19 protein-coding genes and 4 tRNA genes are annotated in these 20,004 nt (G+C 36.1%); 7 read left to right on the top strand and 16 right to left on the bottom strand.

What is annotated here, in order from left to right:
- The first annotated feature begins 2 nt into the window (after nucleotides 1–2).
- The 5 genes from JAZ75_RS25790 to JAZ75_RS25770 all read left to right on the top strand — a co-directional run bounded on the left by JAZ75_RS25790 (nucleotide 3) and on the right by JAZ75_RS25770 (nucleotide 6,094).
- On the top strand, nucleotides 3–923 hold the full coding sequence (locus tag JAZ75_RS25790) for a hydroxypyruvate isomerase family protein (RefSeq protein WP_132771918.1): 921 nt from the start codon (nucleotides 3–5) through the stop codon (nucleotides 921–923).
- Nucleotides 924–1,015: 92 nt separating this feature from the next.
- Nucleotides 1,016–2,266 (top strand): nucleoside permease, encoded by a 1,251-nt coding sequence (locus JAZ75_RS25785; RefSeq protein ID WP_132771917.1) that lies wholly within the window; start codon nucleotides 1,016–1,018, stop codon nucleotides 2,264–2,266.
- A 37-nt stretch (nucleotides 2,267–2,303) separates the two neighbouring features.
- On the top strand, nucleotides 2,304–3,992 hold the full coding sequence (locus JAZ75_RS25780) for a GMC oxidoreductase (protein ID WP_132771916.1): 1,689 nt from the start codon (nucleotides 2,304–2,306) through the stop codon (nucleotides 3,990–3,992).
- Between the two features lie 19 nt (nucleotides 3,993–4,011).
- The gene (locus JAZ75_RS25775) at nucleotides 4,012–5,442 is read left to right on the top strand and encodes a Gfo/Idh/MocA family protein (RefSeq protein ID WP_168128081.1); all 1,431 of its coding nucleotides are present in this window, start codon (nucleotides 4,012–4,014) and stop codon (nucleotides 5,440–5,442) included.
- Nucleotides 5,443–5,461: 19 nt separating this feature from the next.
- A complete protein-coding gene (locus JAZ75_RS25770; protein ID WP_021189842.1) occupies nucleotides 5,462–6,094 on the top strand; it encodes a gluconate 2-dehydrogenase subunit 3 family protein in 633 nt (210 codons plus the stop codon).
- A 52-nt stretch (nucleotides 6,095–6,146) separates the two neighbouring features.
- Here JAZ75_RS25770 and JAZ75_RS25765 read toward each other — a convergent pair whose 3' ends face one another.
- Nucleotides 6,147–6,872: an acyl-[acyl-carrier-protein] thioesterase gene (locus JAZ75_RS25765; protein ID WP_021189843.1), complete on the bottom strand. Its 726-nt coding sequence runs from the start codon at nucleotides 6,870–6,872 to the stop codon at nucleotides 6,147–6,149.
- Between the two features lie 205 nt (nucleotides 6,873–7,077).
- On the opposite strand from JAZ75_RS25765, the gene JAZ75_RS25760 reads away from it, so the two are divergent.
- Nucleotides 7,078–7,344: a hypothetical protein gene (locus tag JAZ75_RS25760; RefSeq protein ID WP_208699473.1), complete on the top strand. Its 267-nt coding sequence runs from the start codon at nucleotides 7,078–7,080 to the stop codon at nucleotides 7,342–7,344.
- 39 nt (nucleotides 7,345–7,383) lie between these two features.
- Here JAZ75_RS25760 and JAZ75_RS25755 read toward each other — a convergent pair whose 3' ends face one another.
- The 9 genes from JAZ75_RS25755 to JAZ75_RS25715 form a co-directional block, all read right to left on the bottom strand.
- Nucleotides 7,384–8,433, bottom strand: coding sequence for an endonuclease/exonuclease/phosphatase family protein (locus JAZ75_RS25755; RefSeq protein ID WP_021189845.1), 1,050 nt, complete (start codon nucleotides 8,431–8,433; stop codon nucleotides 7,384–7,386).
- A 192-nt stretch (nucleotides 8,434–8,625) separates the two neighbouring features.
- Nucleotides 8,626–8,844, bottom strand: coding sequence for a hypothetical protein (locus JAZ75_RS25750; RefSeq protein WP_132771913.1), 219 nt, complete (start codon nucleotides 8,842–8,844; stop codon nucleotides 8,626–8,628).
- A gap of 11 nt (nucleotides 8,845–8,855) precedes the next feature.
- Complete coding sequence (locus JAZ75_RS25745; protein WP_208699471.1) at nucleotides 8,856–11,135, bottom strand: cation:proton antiporter; 2,280 nt, start codon at nucleotides 11,133–11,135, stop codon at nucleotides 8,856–8,858.
- Nucleotides 11,136–11,228: 93 nt separating this feature from the next.
- Complete coding sequence (locus JAZ75_RS25740) at nucleotides 11,229–11,939, bottom strand: LytR/AlgR family response regulator transcription factor (protein WP_021189847.1); 711 nt, start codon at nucleotides 11,937–11,939, stop codon at nucleotides 11,229–11,231.
- Nucleotides 11,932–12,648, bottom strand: a complete 717-nt coding sequence (locus JAZ75_RS25735; protein WP_208699469.1) for a sensor histidine kinase — start codon at nucleotides 12,646–12,648, stop codon at nucleotides 11,932–11,934. Before JAZ75_RS25735 ends, JAZ75_RS25740 begins: the two co-directional genes overlap by 8 nt.
- Nucleotides 12,649–12,808: 160 nt before the next feature.
- Nucleotides 12,809–13,480, bottom strand: a complete 672-nt coding sequence (locus tag JAZ75_RS25730) for a diacylglycerol/polyprenol kinase family protein (RefSeq protein WP_132843954.1) — start codon at nucleotides 13,478–13,480, stop codon at nucleotides 12,809–12,811.
- Nucleotides 13,480–14,205: a phosphatidate cytidylyltransferase gene (locus JAZ75_RS25725; RefSeq protein WP_132771908.1), complete on the bottom strand. Its 726-nt coding sequence runs from the start codon at nucleotides 14,203–14,205 to the stop codon at nucleotides 13,480–13,482. The genes JAZ75_RS25730 and JAZ75_RS25725 overlap by 1 nt, the downstream gene beginning before the upstream one ends.
- A gap of 2 nt (nucleotides 14,206–14,207) precedes the next feature.
- Complete coding sequence (locus JAZ75_RS25720) at nucleotides 14,208–14,789, bottom strand: CDP-alcohol phosphatidyltransferase family protein (protein ID WP_208699467.1); 582 nt, start codon at nucleotides 14,787–14,789, stop codon at nucleotides 14,208–14,210.
- Nucleotide 14,790: 1 nt separating this feature from the next.
- Nucleotides 14,791–16,008 (bottom strand): hydroxymethylglutaryl-CoA reductase, encoded by a 1,218-nt coding sequence (locus JAZ75_RS25715; protein ID WP_208699466.1) that lies wholly within the window; start codon nucleotides 16,006–16,008, stop codon nucleotides 14,791–14,793.
- Between the two features lie 125 nt (nucleotides 16,009–16,133).
- Between JAZ75_RS25715 and JAZ75_RS25710 the strand changes: the two genes are divergently transcribed.
- Nucleotides 16,134–17,087: a hypothetical protein gene (locus JAZ75_RS25710; protein ID WP_208699465.1), complete on the top strand. Its 954-nt coding sequence runs from the start codon at nucleotides 16,134–16,136 to the stop codon at nucleotides 17,085–17,087.
- A 144-nt stretch (nucleotides 17,088–17,231) separates the two neighbouring features.
- Here the strand turns inward: JAZ75_RS25710 and JAZ75_RS25705 are convergent.
- The 6 genes from JAZ75_RS25705 to JAZ75_RS25680 form a co-directional block, all read right to left on the bottom strand.
- Nucleotides 17,232–17,316 (bottom strand) — tRNA-Leu (locus JAZ75_RS25705).
- A 14-nt stretch (nucleotides 17,317–17,330) separates the two neighbouring features.
- A tRNA-Gly gene (locus JAZ75_RS25700) sits at nucleotides 17,331–17,406 on the bottom strand.
- Between the two features lie 310 nt (nucleotides 17,407–17,716).
- Entirely contained in the window at nucleotides 17,717–18,961 is a 1,245-nt protein-coding gene (gene fabF, locus JAZ75_RS25695) for a beta-ketoacyl-ACP synthase II (RefSeq protein WP_132844113.1), read from the bottom strand.
- Nucleotides 18,962–18,964: 3 nt separating this feature from the next.
- Nucleotides 18,965–19,522 carry a TetR/AcrR family transcriptional regulator gene (locus JAZ75_RS25690; protein WP_132843946.1) on the bottom strand — a complete coding sequence of 186 codons (558 nt, stop codon included), beginning with the start codon at nucleotides 19,520–19,522 and terminating at the stop codon, nucleotides 18,965–18,967.
- 307 nt (nucleotides 19,523–19,829) lie between these two features.
- A tRNA-Leu gene (locus JAZ75_RS25685) sits at nucleotides 19,830–19,914 on the bottom strand.
- A 13-nt stretch (nucleotides 19,915–19,927) separates the two neighbouring features.
- A tRNA-Gly gene (locus JAZ75_RS25680) sits at nucleotides 19,928–20,003 on the bottom strand.
- Nucleotide 20,004: the final 1 nt, after the last annotated feature.

The following is a 20,004-nucleotide window of genomic DNA, read 5'->3' as shown; positions in this document are numbered from 1 at the left end:
TTATGAAAAGATCTGAATTTTTAAAAAACACCTTATTGGTTGCAGGTTCCGCTGTGAGCTTGAATACTTTAGCGGGTGAACAACAACAGAAAAAAAATAAGGCAGGAGCAGTATTTAACTTAGATTATGCACCGCATCAGGGTATGTTCAGTGCAACTGCTGGTAAAAATTTTGTTGATGAAATAAAATATATGCATGAACTAGGATTCAGAAGTATCGAAGATAACGGTATGACAGGACGCAGTATCGATGAACAAAAGAAAATAGGTGAAACGTTGGCATCTCTTGGGATGCGTATGGGCGTTTTTGTTGTTCCAAAGGGCGGGAACGGTGCCAATACTTTAGCGGCAGGTAAACAAGAATACATTGATATCTTTCTAAAAGGCTGTAAAGAGTCTGTGGAAGTAGCAAAACGTGTCAATGCAAAATGGGTAACAGTTGTTCCTGGCGATTACGAACGTAATCTATCTATCGGGGTACAAACTGGTAATGTGATTGAGGCATTGAAGAGAGGGGCAGAAATTTTTGAACCACATGGCATAACGATGGTACTGGAGCCTTTAAGTGACAGTCCTGATTTATTTCTTAGATATTCAGATCAGACCTATGAAATATGCAAAGGTGTGGGAAGTCCTTCATGTAAATTATTATATGATGCGTATCATATGCAAAAAAATGAAGGTAATCTCATTCATAAAATGAATGAGTGCTGGAATGAGATCGCTTATATTCAAGTAGGAGATAATCCAGGAAGAAGGGAACCTACTACAGGTGAAGTTAACTACAAAAATGTGTTTAAATGGCTTCACGAGAAGGGATTTAAAGGCGTGGTCGGTATGGAGCATGGTATGTCCAAAAGTGGCAAGATCGGCGAAGAAACTTTGGTCAACGCTTACAGAGAAGTAGATAATTTCTTAGTGTAACTTGTACAATTGTTTTTTTTATGCTAGATTGTCATTTTAAAAACCAAATTCTTGATAGAAATCTCTTATTTTAAAATAAACTAAAACATATAATGTCCACATCTATTAGATTTAAATTATCCTTCATGATGTTCCTGGAATTCTTTATCTGGGGCGCATGGTTCGTTACATTGGGTACATACCTGAGTAAAAATTTACAAGCACAGCCGCTTGAAATTGCGAATGTTTTTTCAACCCAATCATTAGGTGCTATTATTGCTCCTTTTATTATCGGTATGATTGCCGATCGTTACTTTAACGCGGAACGTATATTAGGCGTATTGCATATCATCGGTGCGGTATTGATGTATCAAATGTATAATGCAACTGAAATTTCTTCTTTTTACCCTTATGTATTGGCTTATATGGTTTTATATATGCCGACACTATCATTGGTAAATTCGGTATCATTCAGACAGTTGACCAATCCTGAGAAACAGTTCTCTAATATCCGTATTTGGGGAACTATCGGTTGGATCATTGCTGGTCTTTCAATCAGTTATTTGTTTAAATGGGATGCTGCAGAAGCTTCATCTGCTGGAGCTTTGAAAAATACCTTTTTAATGGGGGCTATTGCTTCTTTGGTGTTAGGTTTATTCTCATTTACATTGCCTAAAACGCCACCTGTTAAAATTGAGTCAGATCAGAAACCATCATTTTCATCGATCATCGGATTGGATGCAATCAAATTATTGAAAGACCGTAATTTCTTGATTTTCTTCGTTTCATCGATTTTAATCTGTATTCCTTTAGCATTTTACTATCAAAATGCCAATCCATTTTTAGATCAAATAGGAATGGAAAATCCTACTGGAAAAATGACAATTGGTCAGATTTCAGAAGTATTATTCTTATTGGCATTACCTGTTTTCTTTTCTAAATTCGGCTTCAAGAAAACGATTTTGGTTGGTATGCTTGCTTGGGCATTAAGATATATCTTATTTGCATATGGTAATGCGGGCGATCTTTCTTTCATGTTGATATTAGGTATTGCTTTACACGGTATCTGTTACGATTTCTTCTTCGTTTCTGGACAAATTTATACCGATAGTAAAGCTGGAATCAAATATAAAAGTGCTGCACAGGGTTTGATTACATTAGCGACTTATGGGGTAGGTCAGCTTATTGGATTCTGGGTTGCGGGTTTTATCGGTGAGAAATATGCATACTTGCAACAAGCTAATGTTGCTGATTTTTGGAAACAAACATGGATTATTCCAGCAGGAATAGCATTCGTAGTCTTTGTTATCTTTTTAGTTGCTTTTAAAGATGAGAAGGTCGAGAATAAAGCGGTTGCTGAGTAAAATTAATAAAAGAACTAAAACTAAACAATAAAATAAAATGGCTGAAAATAACACTTATGATGCTATTGTCATTGGTTCAGGAATCAGTGGTGGATGGGCAGCAAAAGAATTAACAGAAAAGGGTTTAAAAACCCTTATGTTAGAACGTGGTCGTAATATCGAGCACGTAAAAGATTATCCGTCGCCGAATAAGAATCCTTGGGATTTCCCACATGCCGGAGGACGTACGCAAGAGATGATCAAAGAACGTCCAGTTTTGAGCAGGGATTATCCGTTAAATGAAAAAAACTTAGATTATTGGGTAAATGAACAAGAAAGTCCCTACACCGAAACTAAACGTTTTGACTGGTATAGAGGTTATCACGTAGGTGGTCGTTCATTGATGTGGGGAAGACAATCTTACCGACTTGGCGATTTAGATTTTGAAGCAAATTTAAAAGATGGACACGGTGTAGATTGGCCGATCCGTTATAAAGATATTGCTCCTTGGTACAGCTATGCAGAGAAATTTGCTGGTATCAGCGGTAACCGTGATGGTTTGGATGTATTGCCTGATGGTGATTTTATGCCTGCTATGGCGATGAATATCGTGGAAAAGGATCTTGCAGCACGTTTGAAAAAAGAATACGGTGGTAATCGCCATTTTATTATGGGAAGAACAGCAAACATTACTGTTCCTCATCATAACCGTATCAACTGTCAATATCAAAACCAATGTTGGTTAGGTTGTAATTTTGGTGCTTATTTTAGTACACAATCGGCAACATTACCAGCAGCAGTAGCAACTGGTAATTTGACATTACGTCCATTCTCAATTGTTACGAAAATCATTTACGATAAAAATACCAAGAAAGCAAAAGGTGTTGAAATTGTAGATGCGGAAACAAATCAAACGTATGAGTTTTTCGCTAAAGTGATCTTCGTTAATGCATCTGCATTTAACTCAACTTGGGTACTGATGAACTCAGCTACAGATGTTTGGGAAGGTGGACTTGGAAGTAGCAGTGGAGAATTGGGACATAACGTAATGGATCACCATTTCCGTTGTGGAGCAGGAGGTAATGTAGAAGGATATTTAGATAGCTATGTATTTGGTCGTAGACCAACAGGATTATATGTGCCACGTTTTGTTAACGTTGCTGGAGATGACAAGAAACGTGATTATGTCCGTGGTTTTGGTTATCAAGGAGCTGCAGGCCGTGGTCGCTGGTCTGGGGAGGTCGCAGAAATGAGTGTAGGTGGAGCATGGAAAGATGCTCTTACCGAAGCTGGTGATTGGAACGTAGGTTTTACTGCTTTCGGTGAGATTTTGCCATACCATGAAAACAAAATTAGCTTAGACAAAACTAAAAAAGATAAATGGGGTCTTCCTGTATTATCAATGGACGTTGAAATCAAGGATAATGAGTTGAAGATGCGTGGTGATATGCAAAACGAGATGAAAGAGATGTTGGAGAAAATTGGTGTTAAGGACACATATACTTATGATAACGTGTATGGTTTTGGTCAAGGTATCCATGAAATGGGAACTGCTCGTATGGGTAGAGATCCTAAAACATCTGTTTTAAATGGTAATAACCAGGTTTGGGATGCACTTAACGTTTTTGTAACTGATGGTGCAGCGATGACATCTGCAGGCTGTGTCAATCCTTCATTAACGTATATGGCATTAACAGCAAGAGCGGTTGATTTTGCTGTAAGTGAGTTGAAAAAAGGTAATCTTTAATCAGTTATAAATCTAAATTATGGAAAAGAATAATTCATCAAGAAGAGACTTTCTGAAAAAAGCTGCCTTATTTGGCGCTGGAGTGACTATACTGCCCCGCCATGTATTGGGTGGAGTAGGTTTTACAGCACCGAGTGATATGTTGAATGTTGCATCTGTAGGTGTCGGTGGTATGGGGGGATCAGACGTATCGCGATTTGCAGCAAGTGGAAAAGCAAATATTGCTTACCTATGTGATGTAGATACGCGTCGTGCGGCAGATTCTGTGAAAAAGTTTCCGAAGGCAAAATTTTATAAGGATTTCCGTGATATGCTCGATAAAGAGCATAAACATATTGATGCAGTTTCAGTATCAACACCAGATCATCAGCATGCTATTGTGGCTTTGGCAGCAATGCAATTGGGTAAGCACGTTTATGTGCAAAAACCATTAGCTCATGATGTTTGGGAAGCACGTGTTTTGACACAAGCAGCCAAGAAATATAAAGTTGTGACGCAAATGGGTAATCAAGGAGCATCAGGTGATGGTGTGAGACAGATGCGCGAATGGGTTGACGCAGGGATGATTGGAGATCTGAAAGAGATCTTCTGTTGGACCGATCGCCCTGTATGGCCTCAAGGTATCCAATGGCCTACACAACAAGCTCCGGTTCCACAAGAATTGGATTGGGATCTTTGGTTAGGTACTGCTCCAAAAAAAGACTATGTTGAAAAATTGATTCCTTTCAACTGGAGAGGATGGTGGGATTATGGAACAGGTGCATTAGGTGATATGGGATGCCATAACATGGAAGCGCCTTTTAGTATCTATGGCCTTCAATATGTGAAAGATGTACAGGCAACTGTTGGATCTGTATATGTTGACGAATTTAAAAGAGGATATTTCCCAGAAAGCTGTCCGCCGTCAAGCTATGCCGTAATGACATTCCCGAAAACGGATAAAACAGCAGGAGATGTTAAGCTACATTGGATGGATGGTGGAATTCAACCACCAAGACCAGATGAACTAGGTCCTAATGAGGCTTTTGGCGACGGTGGAAATGGTATTTTATTTATCGGTACGAAAGGTAAAATATTGGCCGATACTTACGCTGCAAATCCGAGATTATTGCCTACAACTGCTTCTTATACGACTCCAAAACAAAAGTATGCACGTGTTAAAGGTGGTGCGGATGGTCACTGGGCGCAATGGGTTGAAGGTTGTATTGCTGGTTATGGTAATATGCAGATGTCTTCTCCTTTTGAAATTGCTGGACCATTGACAGAAGCTTTACTGATGGCAAACTTGGCTATTCGTGGATCGGATTTGAAAGTTGATAATAAATATCCAGGAAGAAACTTACGCTTATTATGGGATAATAATAATATGCGTGTGACGAATTTTGATGAAGTAAACCAGTTCGTGAAGCGTAACTATCGTCCAGGCTGGGAAGTTAATTATACAATTTAAGTATTAAAAGAGATTGATTATGAATAGAAGAGAAGCAATTCAACGTGTCGCAATGTTGATGGGAGGCGTGGTCATTGGTTCAAGCCTTTTTCTTGAAGGTTGTTCACGCTCTGCTACTAAACAGGTAGAAGTTTTATTCGAACCTAAGACAACCGATTTATTGGGAGACTTAGCCGAAGCAATATTACCGAAAACCTCTACTCCTGGAGCTAAAGAAGCAGGCGTGGGAAGCTTTATCCCAGTGATGGTAAGAGATTGTTATACCGATGAACAACAAACTGTTTTCATGGATGGAATTAACAACTTAGATAAAAAAGCACAAGAGTTAATGAAGAAAAATTTCTTAGATCTTTCTGCTGAAGAACGTACAAGTTTTGTAAACTTACTAGACAAAGAAGCTGGTGAGTTTAATAAAAAACAAGATGAGGCGACAAAAGAAGAACGTGAGAAAAATGCTGTAAAACAAAATGAATTATATAGAGAAGTGGAAAATAAACCACCTCATTGGTTTACAATGTTTAAGCAGTTGACCTTAACAGGATACTTTAATTCGGAACTGGGATTAACTAAAGCATTGCGCTATGTGAAGATTCCAGGAAAATTCGATGGAAATTACCCTTATAAAAAAGGTGATAAAGCTTTTGCAGGTTAATGTAAAAACATAAAGAATAAAAAGGGGGTACTTCAAGCGAAGTACTCCCTTTTTATTTAGTCTCGATTTCTAAGGCGAATGAAACACGTTCTTGCTTTGTGACCGTCATGAAATAGCCCTTATCTGTTGAGTTACCACTAATTTCTACACGGTCATTATAGCGGAGTTCTCGTAGGTAATTCATTTCTATGGATACAATTTGATTTGTTAGCACTAATTCCATCGGTAATCTATCCATACACCAATCTAAATATTTGACATTATTAGCATGATTGACAATATCCAGATCTGATATTTTAACCGTATAGTTTTCGATTGGTTTTACGGTCTGTGCTAGATTTAGTTTTGAAAAAGGCTTTTGCGTACTGTGACGCTCTGGAAATGTTTTAAAATCGCCAAGTGCTATTGCCAGTTCCTCAGGTCCTCTTTTTACAGTATTGATAACCGCCCAATAACTTGTAGCAGTCACATAAAGTTGGTTATTGACATACACCTCAAAATTACGGGTTGATTTAGCCCCTTCTAAGTGCTGAATCCAGGTTTTTATGGTCACTATATCCATCCATTTTGGCAAGCGGTTTATTTCAAACCGGATACGGCTTAACACCCAGGTCTGATTATTTTTGGCCATTTCCCTAAAACCAAAACCTGCAATAGTCGCATGTTCACCAGCTGTGAGTTGCAGTAAATTGGAAAGATCAGAATAACGGATTCTGGCATTTGAATAGCATTGTGTAAAATTGATTTCCCAGTTTTTTTCAAATGTTGAATTGTCCATTTTTGATAAATTTCAACAAATTTAGGCATTATTATGCTGTAGAATAAGGCATTTTGTAAAATAAATGTTAAAATCGAAATAGTATTGGTATTTTATCGAGGATTCCTTACATTTAAATAAGGTTAAGTATATGTTATAACAATTAGGAGCGTTATAAATGAAATGTCTTACTTAATCAAAGTGTCAATTATAAATTATTAGTAGTATGATCGGAGAATTGATAGAAAAAGAACAAATCTCTTCATTCAAAATAGTCGCGGCGAATGAAGATAGAAGTCAAACATTTTTAGAAACTTTAAAAGGAGCTTTGCGATTGGGGAATGAATTTAAGTCGAAGACTACAATAGCCTTTCAAACAGAAGTAGGTCCTAAAAGAATAGAAACAACGGTTTGGTCGTTAACGGATAAGTATCTCCAAATAAAAAGCGGTGTATTGATTCCTCTGAGATCAATTTTAGCAATAGAATATTAAACAAAAATAATTACTCAAAAAAAGAAAAGTGCTGTTGTATCAGCACTTTTCTTTTTTTTCCTCAGCTAATTCCCGATCTTCCTGATCTAAATCTAATGTATTGTCTTCTTGTTCTGCATCCGCGGATTTTTCGTATTGTAATACGGTCAGAATTGGGAAGTGATCTGAATCAAAATTATTCAGTCTTTTCATTTTCTTTAATTTGAAGTCTGTACTACAGAAAATATGATCTAAAGGAAAGCGCATAAAAAAATGATGTGCATGAAAAGTATTCAGAAAGAAACGGCCTCTTCTCGGATCAAGTAATTGACTTGTCTTTAAAAATAATTCAGTGGTATAGCTCCAGGCGACGTCATTCAGGTCACCGCAAACTATCACTGGTATTTTTGATGCTAAAGCTTTATCTGCAATCAGAAGGAGTTCCTTATCACGTTCTGTTGACCTTGGGTTTTCACCTGGTACAGGAGGAGTCGGATGTACCGCATATAATTGAATGACCTGCCCATTTCGTAAAATTACTTTTGTATGAATGGAAGGGATATCATCCTCCACAAGAAATTTGACTTCACTTTCCTTCAATTCCAATTTAGAGTACAGCAACATACCATAAGTGTTATCTATCGGTTTCTCTATACGATAAGGATAGGCATCTGTGGCTTCCTTAAGCTGTTCCATCCATTCATGACTGGTTTCCAATAGCAGTACCAGGTCAGCATCAGTCTTTTTAATTTCCGCAATGCAGCCTTTGTAATTGGTATTATCTTCAAACACATTTGATATCATAATACTGATGGTTTGATCGGGTATTTCCTGTTTTACTCTTAAAATCTGCTTTTTTCCAAGAGGAGTAAAGGGAATGATCTGTTTTAATAGGTATAAAATAGTCCCTGAAAGTAAGGTTACATAAATATAGAAGGTTAACGTTCTGTTAGAGAATATTAAAAGGAGCGCCAGTGACAGGGCTGTTAATACAAGCTTTTGTAGTCTTGGATACTCAAAAATTCGGAACGTCCAATAATCATTTCTTATTAATGGAATAAAACTTATAATGATTAGGATGGAAGAAAAAATATATAGAGCTGTGTGCATATGTAATCTATTTGTGCGATAAAAATAGAAAAATAATCAAGAAAAGATGATTCGGGCACAATAAAATGAGAATTGGAAGATAGCAGAAGCAGGCTATAAGGGCATCATGTATGGGGAATCGTTAAAAATGCATACACCATTATATAAACTTTTTGTTGGAGTTTATATAATGGTGTAACAATGGATCAGCTATTATTCTTCGTATAAGCGCTCAACGGCAAAACCATTTTGTTTCAGACGTAGTGCTATTTCAAACGCTTGAATATTTAGAGCTTCCAATTTTAATATTAATCCGTTACTGAATCTGTTAATATTAATGGTGATGATGTTGGGAATCTTCTTTAAAGTTTCCTCTAATTGATGAATTTTGTCTTCATTAATTAGCATGGTTTCAAAAATGTATTTTTCCATAACAATAAATATTAAGGTTTTAAAATCAATGTACTCGGTAATTTTTTCGTCCATTGCTCTTTCTCAAAAGAAATCTGTTTCCAAGCAATGAAACTTATCAGTATAATATCGAATGAAGAATAATCAATATCTTTAGTCTTGGGTTCCTCTATAATATTGATTTGATTAGGTGCCGCATAATCTAACGAACGAATAGCCTCTTTGAGCTCCACAGAGGTTTTAATGAACTCATCTTCGTCTAAGAAACTTATTTTTACATCGTTGTTCTGTACAAGTTTGTGCACATATATCAATAAGAAACTATCACTAAGTGTTTTGATAGGAACCAATATGCTTTTCACCTCTTCAGGAAGACCCCTATCGACTAAAATTCCACAAGGAATATGAACAGCTTTTAAAAGCGCTGTCGTTTTATCTTCAAATCCGCTATGATTAAATAAACTTTCTTTACCTGTTAATGAACCTAACAATCTTTCCGGATTAACGACTTTACTTGTAAACCCGATGATACTTCCTAAAACAGATCCTTCATAGACAGATTGACCGATACCTGTCAACAGTAAGTCGAAATCTTCTTCATTGGCCATTTTTGCAATGTCGTCGTTGATATTGTCGGTACCTCTAAAAATACCAGTGTACGGTTGCTCTATTTTTTCACTTTCATCATTTAATACTGAAAAATTATCTCTTTCGTATTCGATCGAATTATAAGTATTGAGTTCATTCCCGATCGAAAGATGTAATGCCGTTACCGTACTATTTTCTTTTGATTTTTTAATCAGCATATTGGCAATACGGAGTAAAATTTTTCCAGAATTTGGGTTGCCAAATGAAATCAGAATATTGTATTTATTTTTCTTCGAAATGAGATCGCCATTATTTTCGATTTCAGGCTTAAAAAATTTATTAATTAAATCTAATGCAGGCCCCGTCATAAATGTTGTGATCAAAGCCATAAGAACCAGTATTGCGAACATTTCATCAGTAAGGACTCCTAAATCATAACCTATGTTTAGAGCGACTAGTTCCATCAAACCTCTAGTATTCATCAAAGCTCCTATGGTAAGGCTACTGTGCCAGTTTTGCCCCACAAATCTTGCCGATAAAGCACTTCCAATAAATTTACCCACTACAGCAATTGTAACCACCCAGAAACAGGTTTGCCAATGTTCGGCCTCATTGAGTAATCCAATCTGTGTTCTTAGGCCTGTAAAGACAAAAAATAGCGGTAAAAGAAGTACTTGCGCTACATCTTCCACTTTTTCAATAAAGATACTTCGAAAACTTGTGTTGGTTGGCATGATTACACCAGCCATAAAAGCTCCAAATAGGGCGTGGATACCGATAACTTCGGTGGTCCATGAAGAAATCAGCAATGTTAGAAAAAAGATACCTACAATCGATTTGCCTAACCGTTCTTTAGTGGAGTGAAGGTCACCGATACGTTGGAGAAATGGTTTTACGAACCGGACCATCAATAAGACATAGCCGGCCGCGAAAGCGATCGTGTAAACTGCACTGACTACAGATCCTGCTTTTACAACCGCAATAACAGCTGCCAAAAGACACCAAGCAGTGATATCATCTGCCGCTGCACAGGTGATGGCAATCGAACCTAGTCGTGTTTTGCTCATACCCCTTTCCTGTACGATCCTTGCTAAAACAGGAAATGCAGTAATACTCATGGATATTCCAATAAAGAGCGCATATGATAAAAATGAAATACCTTCAGGTGCTGTTGTCTGGAAGATCACATAGGCGAGCCCCATCCCTAGAAGAAAAGGAAAGATAATGCTTACATGACTGATAACTATGGCATCTTGAGCTTTGTTTTTCAATATTTTCAAATCTAGCTCCATGCCGACGACAAACATAAATAGCACTAAACCTATTTGACTCAATACCCCCAGATTTCCCAAAGAACTGACTGGAAATAAAAATGTGGATATTTCTGGAAAGTAATTTCCTAGTAGGGAGGGCCCTAGTGCAATACCCGCTACGATTTCTCCAATAACAGAAGGTTGACCAATTTTTCTGAATAATATACCAAATATTCGCGCTACAAATATGATTGTTATGATCTGCAACACGAGTATTGCTAGCGGGTAGGAAAGATTTTCATGCAAATGATCTAAGAAATGTGACCATGCTGAGTTGAGTGGTACATCTGCAGTTGTATGTGGTTGATTTTCAAATTGGGAGCCCTGATGGATAATAAAATAGCCTAAAGCTATCCCAATAATTAAAATGGCTAGATAAAAAAAGGTGGAGCGGTACTTACTTTTAAACATATTTTGTCGGATTGTAAAGAGCAAGTATAATAGCTAAAGTTTTTTCTACAAAACGAATTCGTGTTTTTTGTACCAGACCAGAAAAAAAATGTACTAAACATTTAAGCTGTTTACAAAATGATCTTTGTAGGGTGCCGATAAGGTAAGTTGTTTCAGGTCAGGCATATCTTTTATTTTACACGCGACATACTGTGCTGTGTAAGACGAGACCACAGCTAATGCAACAACATTTCGTCTGTTGATCCTACAGAATTTTCCAGAAGGTAGGATCGCCAAAATTTCATCTAAACTGATGTTTTTCGCAAGAATATTTTGACCGTCTTTCATATAGATGTATTTATCCCGCCTATCATGATCGGCCACCTCAATATAGGCAATTTGATCTATTCTTATCCTTGTTTTTCCTTGATTACTGTTTAACTCTATAACCTCTAAACCTGTTTCCTTTGTTGAGTTAAGCCACTTCAAGGCTTTATCGAAAGCAGTCTGTAATCGATCAGCCTGATAAGGTTTTCGTATATAATCCACAGCATTGAGATCAAATGCATCAGCAGCATATTCCTTATGAGCTGTTGAAAAGATAATTGCTTTGTCAGAAAGTATCCGGGCGACCTCTAGTCCGTTCATACCTGGCATATGAATATCTAGAATACAGGTGTTAAAATCAAGTCTGTCAATCTGTGCTAAAAACTTTTGGGGATTATTGAAACTTTTTACGATTTCTACGTCCTTAAAATTTTCACATAAAGCTTGAATGTAACTTAGTGAAGGAAGTTCATCATCCAATAAAATACATTTAATCATTTTGATAAAGTTTTATTTTTACGGTTACCGTGTATATATTTTCTTTTTGCTCAGTATTCAAGCTGTACTCAGTACCGTAAATATTTTTCAACCGTTTCGAAAAAGTTTTATTGCCCAATCCACCTAGGCTTGAGTCTATTTTTTGTTTTTGCATGACCCGATTAGAAACGGTGAGGTGAAAATAATCGTCGATAACCTCAAACACCACAGAGATAAAACTGTTTTCATTTTGAACATCAGCATGTTTGAAAGCATTTTCAATTGGGTTGATGGTCATAAATGGAGCAATAAGCATTTCTCCAGCTTCGGCACTAATTTTTTTTCGTATATGTAGATCAAATAAAGGACTTATTTTAAGTTTATTGATCTCTATTAGATTTTGCGCAAAAGCGATCTCATCTTTTAGCTTTACGAACGTGACATCTGTTTCATAAAGAATATAATCCAGTACATTGGATAATTTATCAAGTGCATGATAACTTTGGTAGGCATGAGACTGAATAGCGTTTAATGCATTTTTTAGTAAGTGTGGGTCCAACTTATAATAATTCGTTTCATCAGGAAGAGAAATGCTATTTAAATCTCGATTTTGTCGAATTAATAGTTTATTTTGACGTTTTAAAATACGAATCTTCCAGTAGAGGAAGACCGCTAATAAAACAAGAATAAAGAACACAAGAAATAATAAACTATAATAAAAAGTAGACATACTGACTTTGTTTTACTTCGAATATAGCAATTTTCTAAAAAGGCAATGGAATTTTAAGATTTCAATAGGAAATGGGAATCTATAGATCGACTATAATAAAATACAAAAACTGATCCCAAAGATAAACTTTTTCTATTTCTAAAGATGATCATTTTTTTCATCAAGGAAAATATATATACAAACAGACTAATATACTTACCGGAATTGTTAAGTTATCATAGCCATCTTTGCTAAATGCCTCTGCTAATGTAGCAGTAAGAGCAATTGTGGCTATTACTATAAATTCCTCCGAATCTAAATTAGAATTATAAACGGATCTCCATGTTAAAAACATAACGATCATAGCACATATAAAGAAAACAGTAGATCCCATTAAAGTTTTTTTTGCACCAAAGATCTTATATTGCGCTAAAGGCCATTTCTTGCCGGATAGTGCGGCCATAGGATCGCAAATAGCTAAGGTAACTAAAGGTAAATAATAATATATATAGCATTCATCTAAAGATGTCTGGATTAAGAAGCACAGATAAACTGCCACTGGATATACAATACTACCTACGGATTTTCTGTCAACTGCATTGATGGATTTTAATAAATTAAATTTTAAGGATAGGAGTAAAATCACAGCAAATAATCCACAAAGAAATAGGACTGACCAATGATTTTTCAATAATATTGGAAAGAGCAAACAAATTAATCCTGTACCAATATGTACAAGTTTTCTTGTCAATTCTACCTTAATCTTGTATTGATGGTATAAAAATTCAGAAAGAGCAAATAAAAGCAAGAATGTCAATGCCAGTAAAAGCAGGTTTAACAAATCGTTTTTCATTATAATATTTCTTTAAATAAATCAGCTAACCAATACATAGCTCCAGAAAATATAAAGCTGTCAAAGCGATCTAGTATCCCACCATGACCTGGAATTAGCTTACTATAATCTTTAATTTGATATTTACGTTTCAGCAATGAAGCTAATAAATCTCCAGTGAGTGCTGTAAAACAAATAGAAATTGCTGTCGCTATGGTTTGGCCAATTGAAAAATCGATGTATTGGAAAAAGAAAAAGCTGGTCGATGTTGTTAGTATTAAACCTCCAAGTAAACCTTCAAAAGTTTTATTGGGACTAATCTGAGGCAGAAGTTTTCTTTTACCAAATAATTGACCAGTAAGTTGGCTGAATCCATCAAAAGTGACCACAGTAAAGTATACAAAGCATACGTTTTCTGTTAAAGTATTGTCACTGAATTTGATAAATGCAAATAGGATCGTAAGGTAAATAAATACAGAAAAAAAGAAAAATATAATCCGTTTATTGGAAAATATATGAGCTTTTGAAATTTCAAAAAGACCTATTATTCCAATGCAAATAGCTAGAGATACTGTTAATTCAAAATAGATACACGAAAATACCATGATCAGAATTACAAAGTACAACACGAGTTTTAACCAACGTTCATTAGCTTGTCGCAGCTTACTCTGTTTATTGATATACTGTGTAACTAAACTGCCTATTCCAAAAAACAGGAACAATATAGAACCAATAATTAAGTACATGATTAATTTCTTTTTTGTTGCTGTATAAGAAATATGCTCTTTAAATTAGAGTGTAGTTTTGGTAGCGTAATAACCAAGATTAATTCCTCTAGGTACGCTAGACAACTAACAACTAACATCAAGTGAAAGTAGAATGCACTAAAGCCAAATACGAAGTAGCTGAAAATAAATATGCCCTGTAAGTAGCCAGTTATTTTATAAGACCATAAATGAAAGCTAGGGAATCTTTGAAATCTGATAAGCGCGCATAACTGTGGAATTAACAACATCGCAATTAAGATTATAAATTCTATTTTGTATGTTGCTACGAATACTTTTTCTAAACTAATCATTCCCATGAACGCCATAATATAAGTCCCGATGTCTGCAATCGAATCTAGTTTTGCACCAAACTCTGTTTGAAGATTAAACAGTCTTGCGATTAATCCGTCAAGTATATCAGTTACTAGGTTTATGGACAGCAACAATATAAAGGACTCTCTATTTGCTGTAATTATAGTATAAATGATAAAAGGTAATGCCAATAAACGGTATAGTGAAAGTGCATTTGGCACATTCCATCTGTTTTCTTTTTTAGTTTCCATATTACAGTGATTTTTTTCTACCGAAATTTTGATGAGCCTGCGTAAATTGACCTGCTGACAGCGCCGCGGCGATCGATAACTCGCCGGCAAGAACAAGAGCAGCAGCTATCTCGGCATATTTTATTGAATTTCCTTCTCCATAACAGTCCATCATATCCAGACATTCTCTTTGAGTAGGTAGATTGGTTCCTCCACCTACCGTTCCTACGATCAGATTTGGCAATGTAACACAGGCGTAGAGCGATCCATTACTATTTAATTCCATTCTTGTAATTCCTGTTGCCGCTTCTGCTACGCAGGCCACATCTTGACCGGTAGCTATAAATAATGCTGTAAGCCCATTTGCATAATGACCCTGTGCGCCTATTGCACCGCTCTGGATCACTCCCATAGTGGAAGTACGCCAATACCTATCCATGAGTGCAGATGACGTTTTAAGTACCTCTGATACAATTTTAGCGGATAATTCAATTTCCGCTGTGACTTTCTTACCCCTAACGTTATTAAAGGAATATGCTGTTGCTTTTTTGTCTCCTGAACTATTTCCTTCTATAAACCAATGGCTAGGTTTAACGGGACATTGATCAATCATAAATCGACAGATCGCATCTGTACATATCGTGACCATATTTTGTCCCGATGCATCTGCTGTAAAGTATTCAAAAGATATGGTGAGATGGTTTCCTTCAATCTGAATCTTTGTATCTGTTAGCTTAGCAAATCTGCTTGTATTTTTAACAATATCGTGGAGACTTTCTTTTTTAGCAAGAAACCAAGAGATAAAAAGGCTTAAATCATTTAAATTTTCAAATTTGAATACAGGACTTCTCTGGATACCTTCCTTTAGACATATCGAAGTAACTCCTCCAGCTAGTAAGCATGCTCTCGCTCCACGATGATATGAAGCCACCAGCGCGCCTTCACTGGTAGCTAATGGAACATAGTAAGCTCCATTAGCTGCTGTACCATGAACTTTTAGCGGGCCAATGACCCCCGTAGGAATTTGACTTATCCCAATAAAATTTTCAATATTTCCATTTAATAGCGATAAGTTGATGTTACTGTCAGTAAGTATTGGAAATTGTTTATTCGTTTTTTTGCTGAGATAATCACACAGTTTCGCTATCTCTGTTTGGCTGATTTCTGAAGAAAATGGTAAAGCGCATGCGTCTTCAGTATGAACGTCATATGCTTCTGTTTTTTTTAATAATGTTTTCATAATGAGCTTTTAATAAATGGACTGTTTGTTTCGTATTCCAAAGTTATTGTGATAATTGCATTTAAAATTGTGACAAACAATAAAAAATATTTTTAATTTTGTGATTATCGCAAATAATTAAACCAATGTATCAAGAAAAGCTAATCCAAGAAATATATAAAAAAGTCGACGCTACTAAGTCTATTATAGAAGCCATTGCAAATGCGCTTGATATTAGTTATGATGCGGCACATCGAAGAATTTCGATGAAAAGTAAATTTTCGATAGAGGAGACAGTTCAGCTGGCTAATCACTTTGCAATTTCTTTAGATAAGATGTTTCAAAAGAGTGATCATGTTTTAGTAAAAAAAACGACAGAAATCCGGACACCACATGACCTTTCAACTTATCTGGAAAATTCCTTTAAGTCTTTAACAGAATTCAATCCTGATCTTGGTACGTCCCTCTACTATTCCGCTAAGGATATTCCAATTTTCTATACCATAAATACAGGATTACTGTCAAGCTTTAAAAGATACGTCTGGCTCAACTTATTGAGTTTTGAGGGACTGGAAGTATCATTCGAATCTTTTTTATCGAAAAACGCATTAGACAATGGCGGAAAAAAATTGAACGATTATTATTCCTCCATCAGAGTAAAAGAAATTTGGAATGATACAACTATCAATAGTACGTTACAGCAGATCATGTATTTTTCACAAACTGGTTTATTGACCGCAGCGCACGGGACGATTCTCTGCGATCAGGTCAAAGAGCTTTTGTTTTCGCTGGAGAATAAATGTGTTCCGAATAATGACCAATACCAACTGTATTATCATGAACTGTTGATATTAAACAATAATGTTCTTGTTTCGAACAAAGATAGAAGGGCTTTATTTGTCCCCCATACCATGTTGGGATATTTTATCACACACGATACTGACACCTGTCAACACGTTTCAAATTTTTATCAGCACCAGCTTAAGAATTCCAGGTTGTTAAACACAGCAGGAACAAGGGATAAGAAAATGTTTTTTAATAAGGCTTATCAAAAAATTGATCTGTATAAGGCAAGAGTAAGCGCGATGGATGAAATTTGATTTAATGCTAATGGGTCGTTTATATAACTGCAGTTTACAGTTTCGATCAGGTGTTGCTTTTAGTATGAAAATCTAGTATTTAATAAAAATATTTTAGACGGCATAGAAAACAAGAAAAGCTCATCTTTTGGATGAGCTTTCTTGTACCTAGGGCGGGAATCGAACCCGCACTTCCTTAACGGAAACAGGATTTTAAGTCCTGCGTGTCTACCAGTTCCACCACCTAGGCAGGTGATATTAATGTGGAGCGAAAAACGAGATTCGAACTCGCGACCCCAACCTTGGCAAGGTTGTGCTCTACCAGCTGAGCTATTTTCGCATTGCTAACAGTTAACAAGTTGTTTTCTGTTTTGGTGATGCAAATATACGGCGATTTTTATAAAATCAAAATTTGAAACCATCATTTTTTTAATATTTAATGTAATGACCTCAAATATTGGCTCTTATTTTTTAGATTGAAATGAATAACAGAAAAACACATTGATCTGAAACTGGAGTATAGATGTTTTTTCAAAATTTTGCACCTATTATACGATGCACTATTTGTACATGTTTCAAGTAAAATGACAGCCTTTCTAAGCCGTCATTTTAAAATGTTCATTTATAAATTTTCTAAAAGTAGCCGAGATCTAGTGCTCTATTTTTTTGAATATGGAACAAGCGATATGACCACCAAAACCAAAAGTATTGCTCATGGCTATATTTACTTTTTTATGCTTTGCTTTTCCGAGAGTTAAATCCAATTTATCAGCAAATTCTGGTTCTATTTCTTTAGAGTTTATCGTAGGCGGAACAATATCTTCTTGAACCGCCTTAATACAAGCAATAGCTTCGATAGCTCCAGCAGCTCCCAGTAAGTGCCCTGTCATTGATTTTGTAGCGCTAATAGATACCTCGTTGTTAAAACCAAACATTCTTCCCATAGCTTTCAGTTCACTTTGATCGCCCATAGGAGTAGAAGTTGCGTGCGCATTGACATAGTCTATATCTTTTGCAGCGATATTCGCATCCTCCAAAGCAAGTTTCATTCCCAGAAATGCCCCGTCTCCTTCAGGATGTGTGCCCGTAATATGATAAGCATCCGCCGCTAAACTTCCTCCAATTATTTCAGCAATAATCGGGGCGTTTCTTTTAATCGCACTTTCATAGCTTTCCAATACGATAGCCCCAGCACCTTCTCCTAATACAAAACCGTTACGATGAATATCAAAAGGGCGGGAGGCACCCAAATAATCTTCATTACTTGTTGATAAGGCTTTAGATGCATTAAATCCACCGATGGAACTTTCGGTTATAGACGCTTCAGAACCTCCGGTAATAATCATATCTGCTTTGCCCCAGCGGATATAATTAAAGGCATCAACAATCGCAGTATTACTTGCAGAACAAGCAGAGGCGGTCGTATAATTTACTCCTCTAAGTCCATATTTAATGGAGATAACACCTGAAGCAATGTTTAAAATACGCTTAGAAATAAAGAACGGACTGAAGCGTGGTATTCCATTTCCTTGCTTAAACTCCGCTATTTGTTGCTCAAATGTTGAAACCCCGCCATCTCCTGAAGCCCAGATAACACCTATCCGATCTTTGTCCAGTAGATTGAAATCAATCTCAGCGTGGTGAATAGCCTCATGAACGCTAGCTAATGCATATTGCGTAAAAAGATCTAATTTTCGTAATTCTGATTTTTCCATGAATTGTAAAGGATCGAAATCTCTTACTTCACATGCGAATTTTGTTTTAAAGTTTGTCGCATCAAATTTAGTAATCATTTTTGCGCCACTTTGTCCCATAATCAGTGCATTCCAAAATTTATCTACGGTATTTCCTAAAGGCGTAATCGCTCCAATACCTGTTATAACAACTCTTTTCATCATTTAATCGTTTTTAATTAAATCTTCTTTAATAATTTTTTGTATGAGAGTGAAATCTTCATCACCGGTCAGTCTAGTAATTTGTACACTTGCAATCATCGTGGAAATAAGTAAGACGGCTTTTGTTCTAGGCTCACCTTTAAAATGAAAAGTACCCTGTTCTTGACCATATTTAAGCCATGCAATCACCCAATTTAACACCTGTTCGGAAAAAATCTTTAGATGTTCAATTATACCTATATCTAAAGTATTGTAATCAGTAGATAGCGATCCAACGATACATATTTTATTGTCATTTTTAATATTCCTGTATATAGAGAGGAACTTGTCTAGTTTTTGTAGTGGAGACTTATCTTCAAAATCCTTTTTCATTTTGTGAAAGTTTTCAATATGATAATCTATAACTGCAATTCCCAAATCTATCTTTTGTGGAAAATGATAATGAATAGAAGCTTTTTTTATTCCAACGGCATTAGATATATCAAAAAAGCTAAAGGCATTGTAACCCTTATCCCGAATCAGGCTATCAGCAACTCGTATGATTTGTTCTTTTGTTGACATCAATTATTTTTTTGTAAATATACAAACCTACCAGTTGGTAGGCAAGGGTTGCTGATATTTATTTGAGATCAGTGGTGTGGTTGGATTTTTACGCATGATCAGGCCTACCTGATTATGCAAGAACTTTTTTGAAGGGAGCGGATGTATTATCGCTGGGGTTATTGTATTTTGAAATACATGATGATCAGGATTTAAAAATCCGAAATTTAAGTTTTAAGGGATATCTTGGTCAATTACATGTAAAGGGAGGCAATTCGAAATATTTAAAATAAACAAGAAAAGCTCATCTTTTGGATGAGCTTTCTTGTACCTAGGGCGGGAATCGAACCCGCACTTCCTTAACGGAAACAGGATTTTAAGTCCTGCGTGTCTACCAGTTCCACCACCTAGGCAGGTGATTTAATGTGGAGCGAAAAACGAGATTCGAACTCGCGACCCCAACCTTGGCAAGGTTGTGCTCTACCAGCTGAGCTATTTTCGCT

Source organism: Sphingobacterium sp. UDSM-2020 (genome assembly GCF_016132525.1).
Classification (GTDB): domain Bacteria; phylum Bacteroidota; class Bacteroidia; order Sphingobacteriales; family Sphingobacteriaceae; genus Sphingobacterium; species Sphingobacterium anhuiense.
Note: the sequence above shows the minus strand (reverse complement) of the source record. Positions and strands in the feature narration are given on the sequence as shown.

Coding starts and splice junctions, on each gene's coding strand:
- JAZ75_RS25710 (WP_208699465.1), top strand. CDS start 16,134: ATGTATCAAGAAAAGCTAATCCAAGAAATATATAAAAAAGTCGACGCT.
- JAZ75_RS25690 (WP_132843946.1), bottom strand. CDS start 19,522: ATGTCAACAAAAGAACAAATCATACGAGTTGCTGATAGCCTGATTCGG.
- JAZ75_RS25725 (WP_132771908.1), bottom strand. CDS start 14,205: ATGTACTTAATTATTGGTTCTATATTGTTCCTGTTTTTTGGAATAGGC.
- JAZ75_RS25755 (WP_021189845.1), bottom strand. CDS start 8,433: ATGCACACAGCTCTATATATTTTTTCTTCCATCCTAATCATTATAAGT.
- JAZ75_RS25790 (WP_132771918.1), top strand. CDS start 3: ATGAAAAGATCTGAATTTTTAAAAAACACCTTATTGGTTGCAGGTTCC.
- JAZ75_RS25715 (WP_208699466.1), bottom strand. CDS start 16,008: ATGAAAACATTATTAAAAAAAACAGAAGCATATGACGTTCATACTGAA.
- JAZ75_RS25770 (WP_021189842.1), top strand. CDS start 5,462: ATGAATAGAAGAGAAGCAATTCAACGTGTCGCAATGTTGATGGGAGGC.
- JAZ75_RS25760 (WP_208699473.1), top strand. CDS start 7,078: ATGATCGGAGAATTGATAGAAAAAGAACAAATCTCTTCATTCAAAATA.
- JAZ75_RS25740 (WP_021189847.1), bottom strand. CDS start 11,939: ATGATTAAATGTATTTTATTGGATGATGAACTTCCTTCACTAAGTTAC.
- JAZ75_RS25765 (WP_021189843.1), bottom strand. CDS start 6,872: ATGGACAATTCAACATTTGAAAAAAACTGGGAAATCAATTTTACACAA.
- JAZ75_RS25785 (WP_132771917.1), top strand. CDS start 1,016: ATGTCCACATCTATTAGATTTAAATTATCCTTCATGATGTTCCTGGAA.
- JAZ75_RS25730 (WP_132843954.1), bottom strand. CDS start 13,480: ATGAAAAACGATTTGTTAAACCTGCTTTTACTGGCATTGACATTCTTG.
- JAZ75_RS25720 (WP_208699467.1), bottom strand. CDS start 14,789: ATGGAAACTAAAAAAGAAAACAGATGGAATGTGCCAAATGCACTTTCA.
- JAZ75_RS25735 (WP_208699469.1), bottom strand. CDS start 12,648: ATGTCTACTTTTTATTATAGTTTATTATTTCTTGTGTTCTTTATTCTT.
- JAZ75_RS25775 (WP_168128081.1), top strand. CDS start 4,012: ATGGAAAAGAATAATTCATCAAGAAGAGACTTTCTGAAAAAAGCTGCC.
- JAZ75_RS25780 (WP_132771916.1), top strand. CDS start 2,304: ATGGCTGAAAATAACACTTATGATGCTATTGTCATTGGTTCAGGAATC.
- JAZ75_RS25750 (WP_132771913.1), bottom strand. CDS start 8,844: ATGGAAAAATACATTTTTGAAACCATGCTAATTAATGAAGACAAAATT.
- fabF (WP_132844113.1), bottom strand. CDS start 18,961: ATGAAAAGAGTTGTTATAACAGGTATTGGAGCGATTACGCCTTTAGGA.
- JAZ75_RS25745 (WP_208699471.1), bottom strand. CDS start 11,135: ATGTTTAAAAGTAAGTACCGCTCCACCTTTTTTTATCTAGCCATTTTA.